The organism is Agrobacterium sp. S7/73 (assembly GCF_019355535.1).
Classification (GTDB): Bacteria; Pseudomonadota; Alphaproteobacteria; order Rhizobiales; family Rhizobiaceae; genus Agrobacterium; species Agrobacterium tumefaciens.
Window position 1 is genome coordinate 527,622 of the sequence record NZ_CP072138.1, and the last position, 17,577, is coordinate 545,198.

General features: G+C 57.4%; 12 protein-coding genes and 2 pseudogenes. 12 read left to right on the forward strand and 2 right to left on the reverse strand.

Annotated features, from left to right (window positions below; translation table 11 throughout):
- Nucleotides 1-26: 26 nt before the first annotated feature.
- Nucleotides 27-908, reverse strand: a complete 882-nt coding sequence (locus J5276_RS27085) for an SMP-30/gluconolactonase/LRE family protein (protein WP_003517197.1) — start codon at nucleotides 906-908, stop codon at nucleotides 27-29.
- A gap of 56 nt (nucleotides 909-964) precedes the next feature.
- Complete coding sequence (locus J5276_RS27090) at nucleotides 965-1,684, reverse strand: FadR/GntR family transcriptional regulator (RefSeq protein WP_003517195.1); 720 nt, start codon at nucleotides 1,682-1,684, stop codon at nucleotides 965-967.
- A gap of 299 nt (nucleotides 1,685-1,983) precedes the next feature.
- Between J5276_RS27090 and J5276_RS27095 the strand changes: the two genes are divergently transcribed.
- The 12 genes and pseudogenes from J5276_RS27095 (at nucleotide 1,984) to J5276_RS27150 (ending at nucleotide 17,532) form a co-directional block, all read left to right on the forward strand.
- On the forward strand, nucleotides 1,984-3,933 hold the full coding sequence (locus J5276_RS27095) for an ABC transporter substrate-binding protein (RefSeq protein ID WP_013637433.1): 1,950 nt from the start codon (nucleotides 1,984-1,986) through the stop codon (nucleotides 3,931-3,933).
- Between the two features lie 120 nt (nucleotides 3,934-4,053).
- On the forward strand, nucleotides 4,054-5,040 hold the full coding sequence (locus tag J5276_RS27100) for an ABC transporter permease (protein WP_003517191.1): 987 nt from the start codon (nucleotides 4,054-4,056) through the stop codon (nucleotides 5,038-5,040).
- Between the two features lie 9 nt (nucleotides 5,041-5,049).
- Nucleotides 5,050-6,174 carry an ABC transporter permease gene (locus J5276_RS27105; RefSeq protein ID WP_025591532.1) on the forward strand — a complete coding sequence of 375 codons (1,125 nt, stop codon included), beginning with the start codon at nucleotides 5,050-5,052 and terminating at the stop codon, nucleotides 6,172-6,174.
- An 8-nt stretch (nucleotides 6,175-6,182) separates the two neighbouring features.
- Nucleotides 6,183-7,907, forward strand: a complete 1,725-nt coding sequence (locus tag J5276_RS27110) for an ABC transporter ATP-binding protein (protein ID WP_019565751.1) — start codon at nucleotides 6,183-6,185, stop codon at nucleotides 7,905-7,907.
- Nucleotides 7,908-7,951: 44 nt separating this feature from the next.
- On the forward strand, nucleotides 7,952-9,139 hold the full coding sequence (locus J5276_RS27115) for a mandelate racemase/muconate lactonizing enzyme family protein (protein ID WP_209159937.1): 1,188 nt from the start codon (nucleotides 7,952-7,954) through the stop codon (nucleotides 9,137-9,139).
- Entirely contained in the window at nucleotides 9,126-9,992 is an 867-nt protein-coding gene (locus J5276_RS27120; RefSeq protein ID WP_209159965.1) for an aldose 1-epimerase, read from the forward strand. The genes J5276_RS27115 and J5276_RS27120 overlap by 14 nt, the downstream gene beginning before the upstream one ends.
- A gap of 209 nt (nucleotides 9,993-10,201) precedes the next feature.
- Nucleotides 10,202-10,492 (forward strand): annotated as a pseudogene (locus J5276_RS30585) (DDE-type integrase/transposase/recombinase); the annotation flags it as partial.
- Nucleotides 10,493-11,271: 779 nt separating this feature from the next.
- Nucleotides 11,272-11,677, forward strand: a pseudogene (locus tag J5276_RS27130) (SDR family NAD(P)-dependent oxidoreductase); the annotation flags it as partial.
- A gap of 662 nt (nucleotides 11,678-12,339) precedes the next feature.
- The gene (locus J5276_RS27135) at nucleotides 12,340-12,792 is read left to right on the forward strand and encodes an RNA polymerase sigma factor (RefSeq protein WP_247750013.1); all 453 of its coding nucleotides are present in this window, start codon (nucleotides 12,340-12,342) and stop codon (nucleotides 12,790-12,792) included.
- Between the two features lie 122 nt (nucleotides 12,793-12,914).
- Nucleotides 12,915-13,868, forward strand: a complete 954-nt coding sequence (locus J5276_RS27140) for a FecR family protein (RefSeq protein WP_127966253.1) — start codon at nucleotides 12,915-12,917, stop codon at nucleotides 13,866-13,868.
- Between the two features lie 168 nt (nucleotides 13,869-14,036).
- Complete coding sequence (locus J5276_RS27145; RefSeq protein ID WP_219256732.1) at nucleotides 14,037-16,514, forward strand: TonB-dependent siderophore receptor; 2,478 nt, start codon at nucleotides 14,037-14,039, stop codon at nucleotides 16,512-16,514.
- Nucleotides 16,468-17,532, forward strand: a complete 1,065-nt coding sequence (locus J5276_RS27150; protein WP_127966255.1) for an iron-siderophore ABC transporter substrate-binding protein — start codon at nucleotides 16,468-16,470, stop codon at nucleotides 17,530-17,532. Before J5276_RS27145 ends, J5276_RS27150 begins: the two co-directional genes overlap by 47 nt.
- The last annotated feature ends 45 nt before the right edge of the window (nucleotides 17,533-17,577 follow it).

A 17,577-nucleotide genomic window follows, 5' to 3' on the forward strand; every position in this document is an offset into this window, starting at 1 on the left:
GTTTCCTTAAAAATCGAAGGGCATCTTCAGATAGAAAATTTGTGAACGGCTACGCCCGCGACAGGCACATCAAACGCAACAAGCGTACCTGGGGTGGTTGTTCCGTTCGTCTCGGTCACAAGACTCGTGAGATAGATCGTTTTGAGGTCCGGGCCGCCGAAACATGGCATGGTCGGCCCTTTGAACGGCAACCTGTATATCTCAAACAGTTCGCCCTCCGGCGAAAAGCGGTTGAGACGCCCGGCCTGAACGCCGGCGCTCCAGTAACAGCCTTCGCGATCGGTCGCCGCGCCATCAGGCCTGCCTTCGTCGGGTGCGAAATCGTGCAGGCGTTCGGCTGGACCGAGCCTGCCCGTCGCGACATCGAAATCGAACGCCTGATACATCAGACCGCTGCTATCGGAATGATACATGCGCGTTCCGTCCAGATTCCAGGCAAGCCCGTTCGATGTGAACATATCGCCATTGATGACAAGCTCGACGCCGCCATCTGGCGCGATACGATAGAGGCGGGCATTTCCTGTCTGCACGGCAGCCTCGTCGCGGGTTCCCACCCAGAAATGGCCATCGGGGCCGACCTTGCCGTCGTTGAGACGGCTGTCCGCTCGTCCTTCGTCCGGATCGCACAGCAGTTCGAGCGCGCCGTTTGCGGGGTCTAGAAGGTGCACGCCCGTCTTGAGGCCCGCCACAACAAGGCCATTGTCGCAAAGACCGAGGCATCCCACCTGGGCGGGCATTTCGTATCTGTCGAGTTTGCCGCCCGGATGCAGGCAGAAAATGGCGGGGGCGAGAATGTCGACGAACCACAGATTCCCGGTACGCTCATCCCATGCCGGTGATTCGCCGACCTTCAACGGCGTGTCGATGAGAGAGCGGAGTTTCGGCTCTATGATGCGTGGCTGGATCACTGATTATTTTCCCTTGCCCTGTATGGCTCGCCTTTTGAAGTGTTTAAAAAACGGTTCTAGCTGCCGACGCCCTGAAACATGCGGGCACGGGCCTTTAGGATGTGATCTTTCATTGCGTCATGCGCGGCCTGTTCCTGGCGCGCAAAAATCGCTTCCACGATTGCCGTATGTTCGTTCTGTACCTCGCGCACATGTTGCGGCGTACGCTTGAGGCTGAGGCTGCGTGTCACCGACTGGCCGATCGCGAAATGCGGCTTGAACCATATCCGCACGGTGATGTGGAACTGGTTATGGCTCGCTTTCGCAATGGCTTCGTGCAGGGCAAAGTCCTCCTCCGCACCAAGATCGTTGCGCGCAAGACACTGTTCCAGCGCGGTAATGGCCTGTTCGATGCGGGCTTTGTCGGCCGCCTGCCAACTGCGTGCTGCAAGTTCGGCGGCTGCAGACTCAAGGCCGGACCGGAATTCGAAGAAACGCTGCACATCGGCAAGCGAGCCGACAGGAACCTGCTGCAACACAGATGAATCCGGCTGCTGGCGCACATAGGAGCCGGAACCTTTCTGCGAAACGATAAGCCCGTCGTTGCGCAGCCGCTCCAGCGCTTCGCGCACCACAGGCCGGGAAGCCCCGAACAGGGAAGCCAGATTTTGCTCCGACGGCAACCGCTCGTTCACGGGAAACCGACCATCAGAAATCATTCCGATGATCTTTTCGTAGATGATGTCGCTCAAGCGAGTCTCGCCTCGAGCGGCGGCGGATGCGGTTTGATTGTCCATCAGCAGCCCTTCCGTTGCAAATCGCTGAAGTTAATGGGTTTCCTGCATTTTAATCGCAACAGAAATACCGGGGTTTTCATGAACGTGGTTACTGTCGTGCCGGTTCTTTCCTCAAACCTGATCGTGAAGACAGGTCTACGAATAAAAAATATGTAAAAATCTGTCAATACTTGTAATCATCTGAAAACGCCCATATGGTCTGCCCTGCCGGTGGAGGATCGGTGTGCTGGCTGGCCGGGAGGCTGTTGCGGTTCGGTGAAAGCTGTCTCGCTGCCGGTAATTTTTTGGGAGGATAGTCGATGCGCGATGGCGATAAATTTTCACTGGGCGTGACGCGCCGAACCTTTATGGCTGGGCTTGGCGGCGTCGCCGCCGTGTCCGTCATCGGGAGCTCGGCCCTGGCTGCTGCCGGCAAGGAAGCGCCGGAACTGGCAGCCCTGGTAAAAGACGGCAAACTGCCGCCGTTGGCGGAACGTCTGCCAAAAAATCCGATGGTGGTAACGCCGCATGAAAAGATCGGCACCTATGGCGGCACATTGCGCCGCGGCCTGCGCGGTTCGTCGGACCATAACGGCATCCTGCGCATGGTCGGCAACCAGGGGCTGGTGCGCTGGAACATGGACTTCACCGAAGTTCTGCCCAACCTTGCCGAGAAATGGGAGGTCAATGACGACGCCTCGCAGTTCACCTTCCATCTGTTGCAGGGCGCGAAATGGTCTGATGGACATCCCTTTACCGCAGATGACGTGGTGTTCGCCATCGAGGACTGCATCAAGAACAAGGAGCTTTACAGCGCTACCCCGGCGCAACTCTCCGTCGCCGGTAAGGCGGTCGATGTCGAGAAAGTTGATGATTTCACGGTCAGGTTCAAATTCGCAGCGCCAAACGCGCTCTATCTGGAAAACCTCGCCACGCCGCTCGGCCAGCATCCGACGCTGTTTGCCAAGCATTATTGCAGCAAGTTCCTGCCGAAATACAACACGGCGCTCGATGCCGACGTCAAGGCGGCTGGCGTGTCCAGCTGGACGGAACTGTTCCGCGCCAAGTGCGGCGACATCGAAATTCCGTCGCGCTGGTCGAATGTCGACAAGCCGACGCTCGACCCGTGGGTGGTCAAGGAACCCTATTCCGGCGGCGCGACCCGTGTGGTCATGACACGCAATCCTTACTTCTGGCAGGTCGATACGGAAGGCAACCAGCTTCCCTATATCAACGAAGTCAATTTCGGCATTTCGCAGGATGTCGAATCGCTGATGCTGAACGTCATCTCCGGCAAGATCGACATTCAGGAACGCCATATCAGCGTTCTCGCCAACAAGCCGACGCTGTCGCAGAACATGAAAAAGGGCGATTACCGTCTGTTGACGCTGGTGCCATCGGCTGCGCAGCAGTGCCAGATCTACCTCAACATCACCCACAAAGACCCTGAGATGCGCAAGATGTTCGGCGACAAGTCGTTCCGTCAGGCGCTGTCCATCGCGCTCAACCGCCAGGAAATCATCGACATCGTCTATTTCGGCCAGAGCGAGGGCTATCAGGCCGGGCCGCGCCCGACACATCCCTGGTATCACGAAAAGCTGGCGCGTCAGAACACCGAATACGATGTCGCCAAGGCGAACGATCTTCTCGACAAGGCCGGCTACGACAAGAAGAACGGCAACGGCATGCGGCTCCGGCCCGACGGCCAGCCGATTTTCTTTTCGATCGATGTGATCCCGACACTCTATCCCGATCTGGTCGATGCGCTGGAACTGGTGAAGGCGCAGTGGGCGCAAATCGGCGTCGATATCAAGGTCAACACCATCGAACGCGCGCTGTACTACACACGCGGCGATGATAACGCCCATGATGCGGCGGTCTGGCCGGGTCCTGGCGGTCTCGATCCGATGCTCGACCCGCGTGACTTCTTCGCGTTCCACCCGCAGGGGTCGCGCTACGCCATTCCGTGGGCGCTTTGGTACACATCCAACGGGCAGAAGGGGGAAGAGCCGCCGGAAAGCCAGAAGAAGCGCTTCAAACTGTTCGATGAAGCGCGTTCGACGGCCGACCTTGTCAAGCGCGGCGAGAAGATGAAGGAAATCTTCGATATTGCGGCGGAAGAGTTCGAGACGATCGGTCTTTGCCTTGCCGTTGGTGGTTTCGGTATTATCCGCAACAACCTTCGCAACGTGCCGGAGAAAGAACCCGACAGCTGGTCATGGCCCAACCCCGGCCCGGCGTTGCCGCAACAGTTCACCTTCACAAGCTGACACCGCCACATGGGCGTCGCTTCATCAAAGCGGCGGCGCCTCTCAGGTTGCTTCGACCACCCGCAAGCCGTCTCGTAGTGGAAGGCGGCGCGTGTGGTAAAACGTGATTGCGAGAACGTCATGCTGCTATTTATCGTAAAACGCCTGCTGTGGATGATACCATCCCTGTTCGCCGTCAGCTTTCTTGCCTTTGTACTGATCCAGCTGCCACCCGGTGACTACGTGACGACTTACATCGCCACGCTTGCTGCGTCCAACGAAGTCATAGACCACAATACGGCGGCGCAACTGCGAGAGCGCTTCGGGCTCGATGACCCGATGATCGTGCAATATCTCAAATGGATATGGGGCATCATCAGTCGCGGCGATTTTGGCATCTCGTTCGAATGGCAGCAGCCCGTTTCCGGCCTCATCTGGGAGCGCATGGCGCTGACGCTGGTTCTGGCCATAGCAAGCCTTCTCGCAACCTGGGCCATCGCACTTCCGATCGGCGTCTTCTCCGCCGTGCGCAAATATTCAATCGGCGATTATCTTTTTACCGCCTTCTCCTTTTTCGGCCTTTCCATACCGTCATTCCTTCTGGCGCTGGTGCTGATGTATGTCGCGGCGGTGGAATTTGGGGCCGATGTCGGAGGGCTGTTTTCGGCGGAGTACGAGACTGCTTCGTGGAGCATCGCCAAGATGATGGATCTGATGGCCCACATCTGGCTACCAGTTGCGATCCTCGCGGTGTCCTCCACGGCAAGCCTCATCCGCGTCATGCGCGCAAACATGCTGGACGAATTACCCAAACCCTACGTGACCACCGCGCGCGCAAAGGGATTGTCCGAGTTCCGGCTGCTGACGAAATATCCTTTGAGAATTGCGCTCAACCCATTCATTTCCACGATTGCATGGCTGTTGCCCAATCTCATTTCAGGCTCGGTTGTGGTTGCTATCGTGCTCAATCTGCCGACGGCAGCGCCGCTGCTTTTGCAGTCGCTGATGGCGCAGGACATGTATCTCGCCGGCGCCTTTGTGCTTTTGATCTGCGGATTGACGTTGATCGGATCACTCATCAGCGACATCCTTCTTGCGCTGGTCGATCCGCGCATCCGTCTCGAATAGGAGGGCGCCATGAGCGATATCGCCATCACCACCAATACCCGGCCGGACCGCGCTGCCGTCGCCTCGCAATGGCAACTGATCTGGTGGGCGTTCAAGCGCCACAGGCTGGCCATGGCCGCCCTGTTCGTCACCATCGCCATGTATATCGTCGCGCTTTTGCCAGGTTTCTTCGCCATCAACGATCCGGTTCTGCAGAATGCGCGCGCCACCTTTCATCCGCCGCAACGTGTGCATTTCATCGATACGACGGACGGCCTCTCCCTTGGTCTGCATTATTATCCGCTGAAGCTGACGCGTGATCCTGAAACGCTGGCGGCGGTGTTCGTCGAAGATACGGCCAAGAAAATCCCGATCCAGCTATTCGGTCGCGGCTACGAATATTCGGTGCTCGGCCTGTTCACCACGGATATCCATCTGCTGGCCTCGACCGACAAGACCCGACCGCTCTTCCTTTTCGGCGCGGATCGCCTTGGCCGTGATGTTTTCAGTCGGGTAATACAGGGCTCGCAAATTTCGCTGTCCATCGGTCTCGTCGGCGTGTTTTTCTCGCTGCTTCTCGGTGTCGTTCTGGGCGGTATCTCCGGTTATTACGGCGGCCGCATCGATTTTGTCATGCAGCGCGTCATCGACTTCGTTTTGTCGCTGCCGACCATTCCCATCTGGCTGGCGCTTGCCGCCGCCCTGCCGCAGGGTTGGCCGGCAACGCTGCAATATATGATGATCACCATCATCCTGTCCTTGACCGGCTGGGCGCAGCTTGCCCGCGTCGTGCGCGGCAGGTTCCTGTCACTGAGGACGGAAGAATTCGTGGCAGCAGCCCGGCTGGATGGCGTTCCGGAAGGGCGCATCATTTTCCGCCATATGCTGCCGAGTTTTTCGAGCCACATCATCGCCTCGGTCACTCTTGCGGTTCCGGCGATGATCCTTGCGGAAACCTCGCTGTCCTTCCTCGGTCTTGGCCTCCAGCCGCCGACCATTTCCTGGGGCGTGCTGCTTCGCGAGGCGCAGAATATTCGCTCGATCGCAACCGCGCCGTGGCTGTTCCTGCCCGGCGTGGCTGTTGTCGTTGCCGTCATGGCGCTCAATCTGCTCGGTGACGGTCTGCGTGACGCAGCCGACCCCTATAACAAGTGAGGCCCCGGATGAGCGATATTCTCTCGATGAAGCCAGACCGACCGCTGCTTGACGTCCGCAATCTGGTCACCGAATTTCCCGTGCGAAACGGCATTTTCCGCGCGGTAAACGATCTGTCTTTTTCCATCGATCCCGGCAAGACGCTCTGCGTTGTGGGCGAAAGCGGTTCCGGCAAATCCGTCACCGCCCGCTCGATCCTGCAGATCATCGACAGCCCCGGTTACATCGCTTCCGGGTCGATCATCCTCAACCGTGCCGACGGCACGTCGCTGGATCTCGCAAAGCTCGATCCGCGCAGCCGGGCCATCCGCTCGGTGCGCGGCGCAGACATCGCGATGATTTTTCAAGAGCCGATGTCGTCGCTGTCGCCAGTGCACACCGTCGGTGATCAGATCACCGAAGTTCTGCGGTTGCATTTGAAGATGAGCAAGGCGCAGGCACGGGCGGAAGCCATCGAGCTGCTGCGACAGGTGGAAATTCCCAACCCCGAAAAGGCGCTGGATCGTTATGCCTTCCAATATTCCGGCGGCATGCGCCAGCGCGCCATGATCGCCATGGCGCTGGCCTGCAAACCGCAACTGTTGATCGCCGACGAACCGACAACCGCGCTGGACGTCACGACGCAGGCCGAAATCCTCGACCTGATATCGCGGCTGCAAAAGGCGCATGGCATGGCGGTGCTGTTCATCACCCACGACATGGGCGTGGTGGCGCAGATTGCCGATGACGTGCTGGTCATGCATCACGGCGTTGCCAAGGAATATGGCACTGTCGATGAAATATTCCACAATCCGCAAGACCCCTATACGCGCATGCTGATCGGCTCGGTTCTGAAGCTGGAGCAGAAGGCGGAAATCCGGCTTGCCCGCCCGCCGCTCGATCTTGCCGCGGCGCCTATCCTGGAAGTGAACGACCTCTCGATGCACTTCGGTGAGATGAAGGCGCTGGATGGCGTGTCGATCAAGCTGCTTCCGGGCGAAACGCTCGGCATCGTCGGCGAAAGCGGCTCCGGCAAGACCACAATGGGCCGCTCGATCATGCGCCTCTACGATCCGACCGGGGGCGAGATGCGCTATCGCCGGGCGGATGGCACGGTGGTCGATCTTGCCAAAATCGAAGGTGCGGAGCTGAAAGCGGCGCGGCGTGAGTTGCGCATGGTTTTTCAGGATCCGTTCGGTTCGCTCAATCCGCGCATGACGGTGGCACAGGTCATCGGCGAGCCGCTGCTGGTCAACGGCATTGCGAAAGGCAAGGAACTGGATGAGCGCGTCTGCGCCCTGATGGAGCAGGTGGGTCTGGACCCTGCCGGACGTGAGCGTTATCCACACGCCTTTTCCGGCGGCCAGCGCCAGCGCATCGGTATCGCCCGCGCCATCACGCTCCGGCCGCGCATCATCGTTGCGGATGAGGCGACGTCGGCGCTCGATGTTTCGGTGCGTTTCCAGGTGCTGGACCTGCTCATGCGGCTGCAGGACGAACTTGGCCTGGCTTACATCTTCATCAGCCATGACATCGGCGTCATCAGATACATGTGCGACCGCGTCGGAGTGATGTATCGCGGCAAGCTTGTTGAGGTGGGAGACGCCGAAAAAGTCTGCAACGCGCCGGATCACCCTTATACGCAGGCACTTCTGTCGGCCATTCCGCGCCCGGATCCGCGCGACCGCGACCGCACGAGAAGGTTCCGCTACGTCGAGCCGCCCGAGATCAAGAACGGAGCTGCTGCCAGATAACAGCGCGGCTGTTGCTTCTCGCAATTCAAGAGGAAGACCAAAGCATGAAAATCGATCGCATGCGGGTATTCGTTACCCGCGACAAGGACCGCCCCCGCGTTATCGTCGCTCTCGATACCGATGACGGTTTGACCGGCTGGGGCGAATGCTACAATCACGGCCCCGATCTCGCATTGCCCCCGGTTCTGGATTACCTCTACGGCTTTCTTGCCGGGCAGGATCCGACTCGGGTCGAGTATCTCTACAATCTCCTCCTCCAACAAAACCGCTTTCCGCCCGGAGCACTCGGTCTTTCGGCAATCTCAGCGCTTGACCATTGCCTCTGGGACCTTGCCGCCAAGGCGGCGGGGGTGCCTGTCTACAAGCTTTTGGGCGGCGAAGTGCGTGATCGTATCAAGGTTTACGCCGGCGTCTACACGGCACCGGATGCGCAGGCGGCAAGGGAAGAATTCGATCGTCTCAACGAAGACTGGGGGTTCACAGCCTTCAAGCTAAGCCCATGGCGCGTCGATGTTCACGCCCATCGCTGGGGTGAGGTGGTGCGCAGTTCGGCCGAATACTTCCGCTCGCTTCGCGAAACGGTGCGGCCCGACTACGATATTGCCTTCGATGCGCATGCCAAGATTTTCGAGCCTGCTGCCGCTCGTCAACTGGGCAATGCGCTTGCCCCTTACGATCCCTTATTTTTTGAAGAGCCGTTGCGTCCGGAAAATATCGAGATGTGGGGAGACCTGAAGCAGGGGCTGAACTGCACGCTGGCAACCGGTGAAAGTCTTTACAACCGCAATGACTTCCTGCGTCTTCTGCAAGTCCGGGGCGCCGATATCATTCAACCCGACATCTGCGTTGTCGGTGGTATTTCGGAAATGCGCCGCATCGCCACGCTTGCAGAGGCGCATTTCGTCAGCATCGCGCCGCACAACCCGATGGGGCCGCTCGCCACCGCCGTCAACGTGCATTTCTCCGCCGCCCAGCAGAATTTCCGTATTCTTGAATACAGGTTGCCGAAAGGGCAGTGCTATGTTTATGGCGGCACCGACCTCGAAAAACGCGAGGATGAAACGCGCTATGTTGTCGACCCTTATCTGCCAAAGGATGGCTACCTGGAACTGAGGCCGGACCGACCGGGTTGGGGAGTCGAGATGGATGAAAAGGCCATGCAGGAAGATGGCTATGTTCACTGGCAGCGACGCGTGCCAAAACGGCCTGACGGCTCCTATGCTTTTGCCTGAAACGGTTACGATTGCCTTCAGGCAGCTTTCGGCCCGCCTCCACCCTTCCTGGGGTGGAAGGATGACGCATCTGCACCACGAGGATCACGGCGATATCCTGGTGCCGACAGCGGGGGAGTCTTTTGACCCGTTGAACTGGCCGAGGGCAGGTGCCTATCCGCTCATTCCTTACCACAACAGGTTATATGGCAGCTCATTCGTTCACGCGGATATCCGCCACGACCTTCTTCCACATCCCGCCCTTTCGCCTGATGCCATGCATGGACCTGCTCACCGACGATCGTGGGATATTTCCAGCCTGGCGGCCGATCAGTGCACGCTGGTGCTTGACTATAAGGCGGATGCTGAGTGGCCATTTTCCTTCCGCGCTGAACAATCTTTTTTGCTTGAAAGCAACCGTTTGACGGTGGAATTGTCGATAACCAATCTGGAAGACCGGCCTGTGCCGGTTTCGCTTGGCTGGCATCCCTATTTTGCGGCAGAATTGGGCTGCGACGCTAGCACCGATGCCAAACTGCAATATCCCCTCGATGTGCAGAACGTGCCAACCGGCCAGCGAGCGGTGCCCCGCTCGAAACCTGCCATTCCTGCTACGACGGGATACACCTTGCACTTCACCGACTGGTCATATGCGCGCATCGGTTTTGGCAGTTTTTCACTGTTGCTCGAGGCGGATCCCGTTTTTAGCAATCTCGCTGCCCACCGTATGGACCGCTATCTTTGTCTTGAACCCGTTTCCATGGTCGCCGGAGCGCTTGGCTTACCGGAACCAGAGCGAAATGGCCGTGGCGTCGAAACGATCTCGCCGGGTCAACGACTGTCTGGGTGTATCAGGCTTTCTATTGAAAGTTGACAGGGGCGTAGGTGCCTCACGCACATAACGGCTATTCCGGGCGCTCCGCCTGTCCTGAATCCTGCACAATCAGTAAGGTTATGCGTTCCTATCTCAAGGATATCCCCTGGCGATCAACGTCTTCCGAGCGGCGGCGTATGCCTCCTGCAGCGCCTAGTGGCCTTAGCCCGTCAAGAGGTGTTGTCACGCTAACCGGCTTGCGGTTGCCAACGTTTTGGATTGGGCGCGCAGTCGATGAGGATGGCGTCGTTCTCGAAGAAATTTTACAGAAGCGACGTGACAAAAGGGAGGCCAAGCGCCTACTCGTGTCTTTGATGAAGCGCTGTAGTTTTGCTCCCTAGCGGATCATCACTGACAAGCTGCGCTCCTACGAGTGCGGCAAATGCGGACGTGGCTGCCGGCCTTAACAATTGGTCGCACAAGAGCTTCAACAATCGGGCCGAGAACAGCCATATGCCGTTTCGAAACGAGAACGAACCCTGCAGGGTCGCCGATCGCCCGATCCGCGGCGTGCTGGTCCATGCGATTTCTGATGACGCACGAGCCTTCTACGAAGCCGTCGGCTTCCTGTCTTCTCCGTCCGATCCCATGATGCTGATGGTTGGATTGCACGACCTCGACAATGCGCTGAATACCTAAACGAAATTCACCAATAATTTTCGATTGAGTCCATTCCACTGTGTTTCTAAGCCAATGGGAATGCTCCAGAAAGTCCGACAACAAATGACGTGCGGTTGGTTCGTACCCCCATCAACAGCGTGCGACATCGAACCAATCACAGCGTCGACCGCATGCTGTTATCGAGAATGCTCTAAGTTCCATAATAGACTGGATTGGACCGATTCAATATCGATACGTAGTGTTGCCCAGACTACCCTCGTTTCTATCATGGCCAGCCCCCACTCCGAGCGAACTTCTTACCGTTCAAAGTGATAGACAGCGAGTGAGAGATGTTGTGCAACCTTCGCTGGTGGCGATTGGCGAAGCCGCTCAGTAACAGTCATTACCCTCAAATGAGTGAATCTCGACGCAGTTTGACGAAGTAGTCAATCGCAATCCTGCCACCCCCGTACACGACAAGGGTCAGTGCCATGGCGGCCCAGGGAAGATGAAAATTGGCCCAGCCGTCTGGAACTGTCAGCTGGATCACTGCCGTCATGACCAGCAGGCCAAGCGCGGAATAACGTGTGAAAAGCCAAACACCAAGACAGGAAGAACGAGTTCGGCAATCCCTGAAGCCGTCGCCATCACCTGCGGCTTGGGTATGAGATCTGACTGCCTTTTCGAGACGAACACATTGGGCGTCATGGCCATGGTGCAGGCTGTCATTCCCCAAATGCGCGAGCGTCGTTCGGGGATCATCGTCAACGTCACATCCAGGGTGACGCTGGCAGCGATGCCGTTGGCGGCCGCCTACACGGCAAGCAAGCAAGTCATCGAAGGCTTCACCGGCTTGCTGGCGTATCAACTGGCGTACTTTGAACTACGCGCATAGGTCGTTGAGCTTGGCTACGCACCGACGAAAAGCTTCGGGCAAAACAGTTCGGTTCGGGGGCATGATCCCTGCGGCCTATGCCGATTTCGCAAGACCGGTTTTCGAGGCATTTGCAAACCCTGCGCTGACAACAAGGGAAACGGACGTCGCCGATGCAATCTGGGCAGTCGTGCATGATGCCAGCGGCTAGCTCCGCTTTCCCGCCGGCGCTGACGCGGTTGCACTTGCCGTTCCTCCCGGCCAAAACACAGCAGCCTGACCGGCCAAGTCCAAGGGGCGGCTTTGCTCTCCCCAAGGCACTCGACCATTCTCGGCTCCCTCGAAAACGGGAAAAGGTGTTTACAAACTTTGGACCATCCCAAGCGCATTCACGCACACATCTTGCTCGCGCCACCTCGCGGATTTTACCGAACGGCGTGGGCACTCGGATTCGCTGATTGCCGAAACTGCCATCACGTTGTTTGTCCGCTTCTGGCTGGCCTCGACCACTTCTCTTCCGGACGCAGCTCAGGCCGCCGGGCGCGCCAAGGGTGCCGAGCGTTATGACGAATTCCTCAAACCTCCGGGCGAGCGGGTTGCTATCGGACCAAGGCTCAGTCGGGAAGTGCAAGGGGACGAGGAACTTTCAACCGAATTCCACCTCGCCATATAACTGGATTTTTTATGGAAAGTTTTGCTAAAGGAGAAAGTGAGGCCTTTACCAGGCTTCACTGTCGTACTGCATGATGGACTCGACCCTAGAGGGCACTGCTCAAATATCCATGTCGAGAATTGTCGAACGGTTCTAAAAAAATGGTCGGAGACAAGAAGAAAAATATACTTGAGAGCTTCGCAGCCAGTTATGGAGAACTGTTGCGGCATCTCTCTCGTCGCCTTGGTCGCGATGTGGATGCTGACGATGTGTTGCAGGATACGTTCCTGCGACTTCAGAGCATTCCCGTCGAAACTGACATCAAGAACCCGCGATCCTATCTTTTTCGCATGGCCGATAATCTGGCAACGGATCACATTCGCGGCCGGCGGTCCCTTGAGCGATATTTATCTTCTGGAGAGCTTCCTGATTCCGTCGATGATAGACCGTCGCCGGAAAGGGTCGTGGATTACCGCCAGCGTCTCGGCCGCCTTGAACAGGCCATTTCAGAATTGCCCCCGCGACAACGACAGGTTTTCCTGATGCACAAGTTTGATGGATTGAGCCATGCCGAAATCGCCCGCGACTTGAAGATAACAAAAAGCGCCGTCGAAAAGTTGGTTATGAAGGCGCTTGCGCACTTGCGGGACCGGCTTGGCGATCTCATTGACTAGAAGTTTCGAAGAAATATGCGCGGCATGGGTGAGGTGCTGTCCGGTCAGATTCGTCTATATGTCGGATATCTGGTTCGGGAAACGTTGCCCCAGCTTGCGCAAGGAAACAGCCGGTGGCCACTATGGCAACAACGAACAACGATAAAAGACAAAAATCGCGCGATGAGGCGCTGGCTTGGTTTGTGCGCCTAAATTCAGGCGATGCAACCGAAGCGGAGCGGGCCGATCACGTCGCATGGATGGCCTCCGATCCTCTGAACCGTACTGAATATGCCAAGCTTGGTGGCATCTGGTCCTATCTTGACCGGATTCCCGATCCACGCAAGAGCGCGGTTGGACAAACACCCCGTCGCCCGCTGGCATCTCGCCGTGCCTTTCTAGCCGGAGGTGCTTCCGCTGTCGCCGTAGGCGCCGTTGTCTTGGTCGCAGGTCCGCCGGATTTCCTGACGAGCGATCATTTTACCGGAACGGGTGAACTGCGCAGTGTAACCCTTGTCGACGGAACGACGGTCGAACTGGATGCGGACAGCGCGATCTCCCTGGCCTATACCGATGCGGTCCGTACTGTACGCCTTCTTCGCGGCCGTGCCTTTTTTGATGTTGCCAAGGATGCCAGACGCCCCTTCACCGTTCTGATTGCCAATGGCAGTACTACTGCCTTGGGAACGCGCTTCGTCATTCACGAATGGTCCGGCACCGTGACCGTATCCGTCGAAGAGAGTGCTGTTTCCGTCATAGGACCGGATCACTCCGATACCGTCGTCAATGCCGGGGAATATGTCACCTATGACGATGAACGGCTTGGCAAGGTTCAACCCGTCGATGTGGAATCTGAAACTGCATGGCGGCGCGGTAAGCTGATTTTTGAGGATCGCCCGCTGCGACAGGTTCTTGCCGACGTGAACCGTTATCGTTCGGGCACCATCCAGGTCACTGAAAGTCGTCTGCTGAATATGCGCGTGAGCGGCATTTTTGACATCAGCAATCCTGATGGCGTGCTTGAAGCGATCCGGACGACTTTGCCGGTTCGAACCTTCCAGCTGTCTCCCTGGCTGGTTGTTCTGCATCCTGCTTGAATAAGAGGGGCGGGCTGAGTTTTCCTCCCATTTCGACCCTTTATCAAAACTTGACGATTATTTTCCACTTTGGGGGTGAGGTGGTGTACCTCGAAATCCGTCTTTGCATCGGACGGGTGCGTTTGCACTCGTGAAATACGCAAGGACAGGAGTTTGACAGGGGCTATGGTGAAGCAGTTTGGGGACAGGTCATCCGGCAAGGCAAACAGCCGGATCGGCGGGTTGGGTTTGGCACTTCTGGCGTCAACGGTGATTTCCTTGATGGATGTTACCATTGTTCGGCCCGCAGCGGCGCAGCAGGCATCCGCCACTATCAGTTATTCCGTCCCGTCAGGCCCGCTCGGAACCGCGATTTCCCGCTTCGGTGACCGCTCCAACCTTCAGGTTCTTTATCCGGCCAGCCTGGTGCGCGGCAAAACATCGCCCGGTGTCTCGGGAAGTCTCAGCCGGGATGAGGCACTCGGCAGGCTTCTCGCAGGCACGGGACTGTCCTACCGCTTCACCGCCGCCAATACCGTAACCATAGTCAGTCCCTCAGCGATGTCGAACGCTGGCGCTGCGGTGGATGACTCGACAGTGCTCGAAACCATTACGGTTCAAAGTCACGGTGCGACCACAGAGGGAACTGGCTCCTACACGGCTGCAAACGCCACAATCGGCAAGGGCGAGCAGGAAATACGCCGTATCCCCCAAGCCGTTTCAGTGGTCACACGTAAGCAGATGGACGATCGGAATGTTGCGACGATCGATGATGCGCTCGAAGAGGCCCCGGGCATTTCGCTCTACGACAGCCCGATGGGGTCGAGATATGTCTATTCACGTGGTTCGGTCGTTGACACGATGCAATATGATGGCGTTGCCCGCAGCACCTATTACGCGCAGGCGAACAGTTTCAGCGAAGACATGGCAGCGTTCGATCGCGTTGAGGTTTTGCGTGGCGCAGCCGGTTTGCTCCAAGGCGTCGGATATCCCGGTGCGACGGTCAACATGGTCAGGAAACGGCCGCTCGACAAGCGCCAGCTTTCGGTCTCCCAGGATATCGGTTCGTTCCAGAACTATCGAACCGAAGTCGATGCGACCGGTCCCCTAAATGAGCCAGGATCATTGCGGGGTCGCATTGTAGGTTCATTCAATGACCGCGACTACTTCACCGATACCGCGAAAAGCCGTAACGTTTTTCTTTACGGGATCCTTGAGGCCGACATAACAGATAATACGACCGTGGCGTTCGGAGGCAGCTACAAACACCGGACGTCGACCCCCTGCTTCACGGGACTGCCGCACTATAGTGATGGGTCCGATCTTGGACTTTCTCGCGATACCTGCCTTGGCCAGAGCTGGAACTACTGGGACACCGATCAGGTATCGCTGTTCGCGGACGTCACCCATGACATCAATGAGAACTGGAAGTGGAAGACCTCCGTCGATTACTGGCGCGAGCAGCATGACGTGAAATACGAGTACTCCGTTGGCGCCATCAACCCGACAACCCTTGCCGGCTCTTCTATGATGGGTAGCCTTTTTGACATGGAAACATCGAACGTGGCTTTCGACAGCTATCTCGATGGAAAACTGGATCTGTTCGGCCGTACCCACGACGTCATTCTGGGGGGCAGCATCAACAGACTGGTTAGCGATAACGAATTCGCCGTCGCACGACTGGGAATTGCCCAGAACGTCTTTGATCCCATTTCTATTCCCGAAGTTGATGACAACTTCATCATCGCCAATCGCATTAATGGCGGCAACACACGAAACACGATCGAGCAGCAGGCACTCTACGGCATGACCCGGCTGAGCCTGACGGATCCGCTGGCCGTTATTCTGGGCGGCCGCGTGAGCTGGTACAAACACCGGTCGGTTAGTCACGAGCCCGGTGTCCCGTCTTCTTCCTATCAGGAGAAAGGTGTTTTCACCCCTTATGCAGGCATTGTCTACGATCTCGACAACAACTGGTCGGTATATGCGAGCTACACGGATATTTTCCAGCCGCAGACGAACGTCGATGCTTCGGGACAGACGCTCGACCCAATCCTTGGCAACAATTACGAAATCGGGATCAAGGGGAATGTGCTTGACGGGCGGGCGAACACGTCGGTTTCGCTTTTCCGCAGTACGACAAAGAACCGTGCCGTTTTCGATGATGACAATTATCCATGTGCTTCTTCCCCAACCGGCGAATGCTCCATTGCGGGAGGAAAAGTCCGAAGCGAAGGTGTTGAGCTCGAATTAAGCGGGGAGTTGTTCTCCAACTTGCAGGTGGCCGCATCCTACACCTACACACACAAGACGCTCATCGCGGGTGAAGAAGACTACGCTTTCAACAGGACAATTACGCCTGACCATCTGATCAAGATCTGGGGTGACTACAGTTTTACGGAACAGTTAGAAGGTTTGACAGTCGGAGCCGGTGTCCGCTTCCAGTCGGAGACAAGCCGAACAGTTGGAACTACCAGGGTTACCCAGGAACCCTTTGCCGTTCTTGGTGCCCGGGTCGGCTACAAGTTCAACGAAAACGTCCAGGCGGCTCTGAGCGTCGATAACCTCTTCGACACGCGGTACTATCAGACGGTGGGAGCCCCGGGTTGGGGTAGCATGTATGGCGATCCCCGGACTATCACGCTCAGCCTTAAAGCAACGTTCTGAGGTCCTGATCGTGAAAGAAAAGAAGGACGCCGTGCTTGAGCGGCGGAATTTCCTTATGGCGGCTCTGGGAGCGACCGTTTCGTTCGGATGGTCTGCTTCGGCTACGTCGTTCGACAGGCATTTTCCTGTATCCGTTTCGCATGCATTTGGGACAACCATCATCCCCGAACCGCCTAGGCGCATTGTCACATTGGGTTGGGGCGGCGAAGATGCCTTGCTGGCTCTCGGCGTCACGCCGATTGCAATGCCCAGCTACGGCCAGTTTCCAAATGGCGTCCTGCCGTGGGTCGCAAATAAAATCGGTGATGCCAAGCCTACGCTTCTGAACCAGGGCCTGATCGACTACGAGGCACTCGCCCTGCTCAAGCCCGACCTCATTCTGGCAATTCGGACGAACATCAATGCCCAGGCCTGGCACCGCCTACAGCAAATTGCTCCAACGGTCGCCTATCGATCCGGCCCCTTGCAGGCGGACTGGAAGGAAATCACGGAACTGGCAGGCGCCGCAATTGGGCTCTCCGGACAAGCAAGCGACCTGATTTCAGCGACCAAAGTCCAACTTCGGGACCTTGCCAAGGCTAATCCGCATATCCGCGGCAGGACGTTCGTCTTTGGCAACTACTTCCCGGCGAGCAACGCCATCGACGTCTACCTCCCGCCCGACGGGCGGGTCGCATCACTATTGGAACTCGGCTTACGGATTGCGCCGAGTGTCTTGTCTTTCGCGTCTTCGACAAGACGGAAGATCGGCGCCAGCATCAGTCTGGAGTTGCTGGATACCATAGAGACAGATCTCTTGATCTTATGGTTCCCGCCGGGTGCGCGGCTGGAACTCGAGGGGAATTCGCTGTTCAAACGGTGCTCTCCGGTCGTGAATGGTGGATATGTCCCGCTCGACGATCCACTGGCGGTGTGGGTCGCCTGCAATCCAAGTGTTCTGTCCATACCCTATGGATTTCCGAAGTTCGCAAGTCGTCTCGAGGGCACTTCAAAACACAGCGTGGGGATAAACCGTTGAGTACAGAGTCAATGCGGGCGACTGTTTTGTCGCGAGTGTGCCTGA

Excerpts from the sequence above, each read along its gene's own strand:
- J5276_RS27095 (WP_013637433.1), top strand. The coding sequence starts at position 1,984 with ATGCGCGATGGCGATAAATTTTCACTGGGCGTGACGCGCCGAACCTTT.
- J5276_RS27100 (WP_003517191.1), top strand. The coding sequence starts at position 4,054 with ATGCTGCTATTTATCGTAAAACGCCTGCTGTGGATGATACCATCCCTG.
- J5276_RS27120 (WP_209159965.1), top strand. The coding sequence starts at position 9,126 with ATGCTTTTGCCTGAAACGGTTACGATTGCCTTCAGGCAGCTTTCGGCC.
- J5276_RS27140 (WP_127966253.1), top strand. The coding sequence starts at position 12,915 with ATGGCAACAACGAACAACGATAAAAGACAAAAATCGCGCGATGAGGCG.
- J5276_RS27090 (WP_003517195.1), bottom strand. The coding sequence starts at position 1,684 with ATGGACAATCAAACCGCATCCGCCGCCGCTCGAGGCGAGACTCGCTTG.
- J5276_RS27115 (WP_209159937.1), top strand. The coding sequence starts at position 7,952 with ATGAAAATCGATCGCATGCGGGTATTCGTTACCCGCGACAAGGACCGC.
- J5276_RS27110 (WP_019565751.1), top strand. The coding sequence starts at position 6,183 with ATGAGCGATATTCTCTCGATGAAGCCAGACCGACCGCTGCTTGACGTC.
- J5276_RS27150 (WP_127966255.1), top strand. The coding sequence starts at position 16,468 with ATGGCGATCCCCGGACTATCACGCTCAGCCTTAAAGCAACGTTCTGAG.
- J5276_RS27105 (WP_025591532.1), top strand. The coding sequence starts at position 5,050 with ATGAGCGATATCGCCATCACCACCAATACCCGGCCGGACCGCGCTGCC.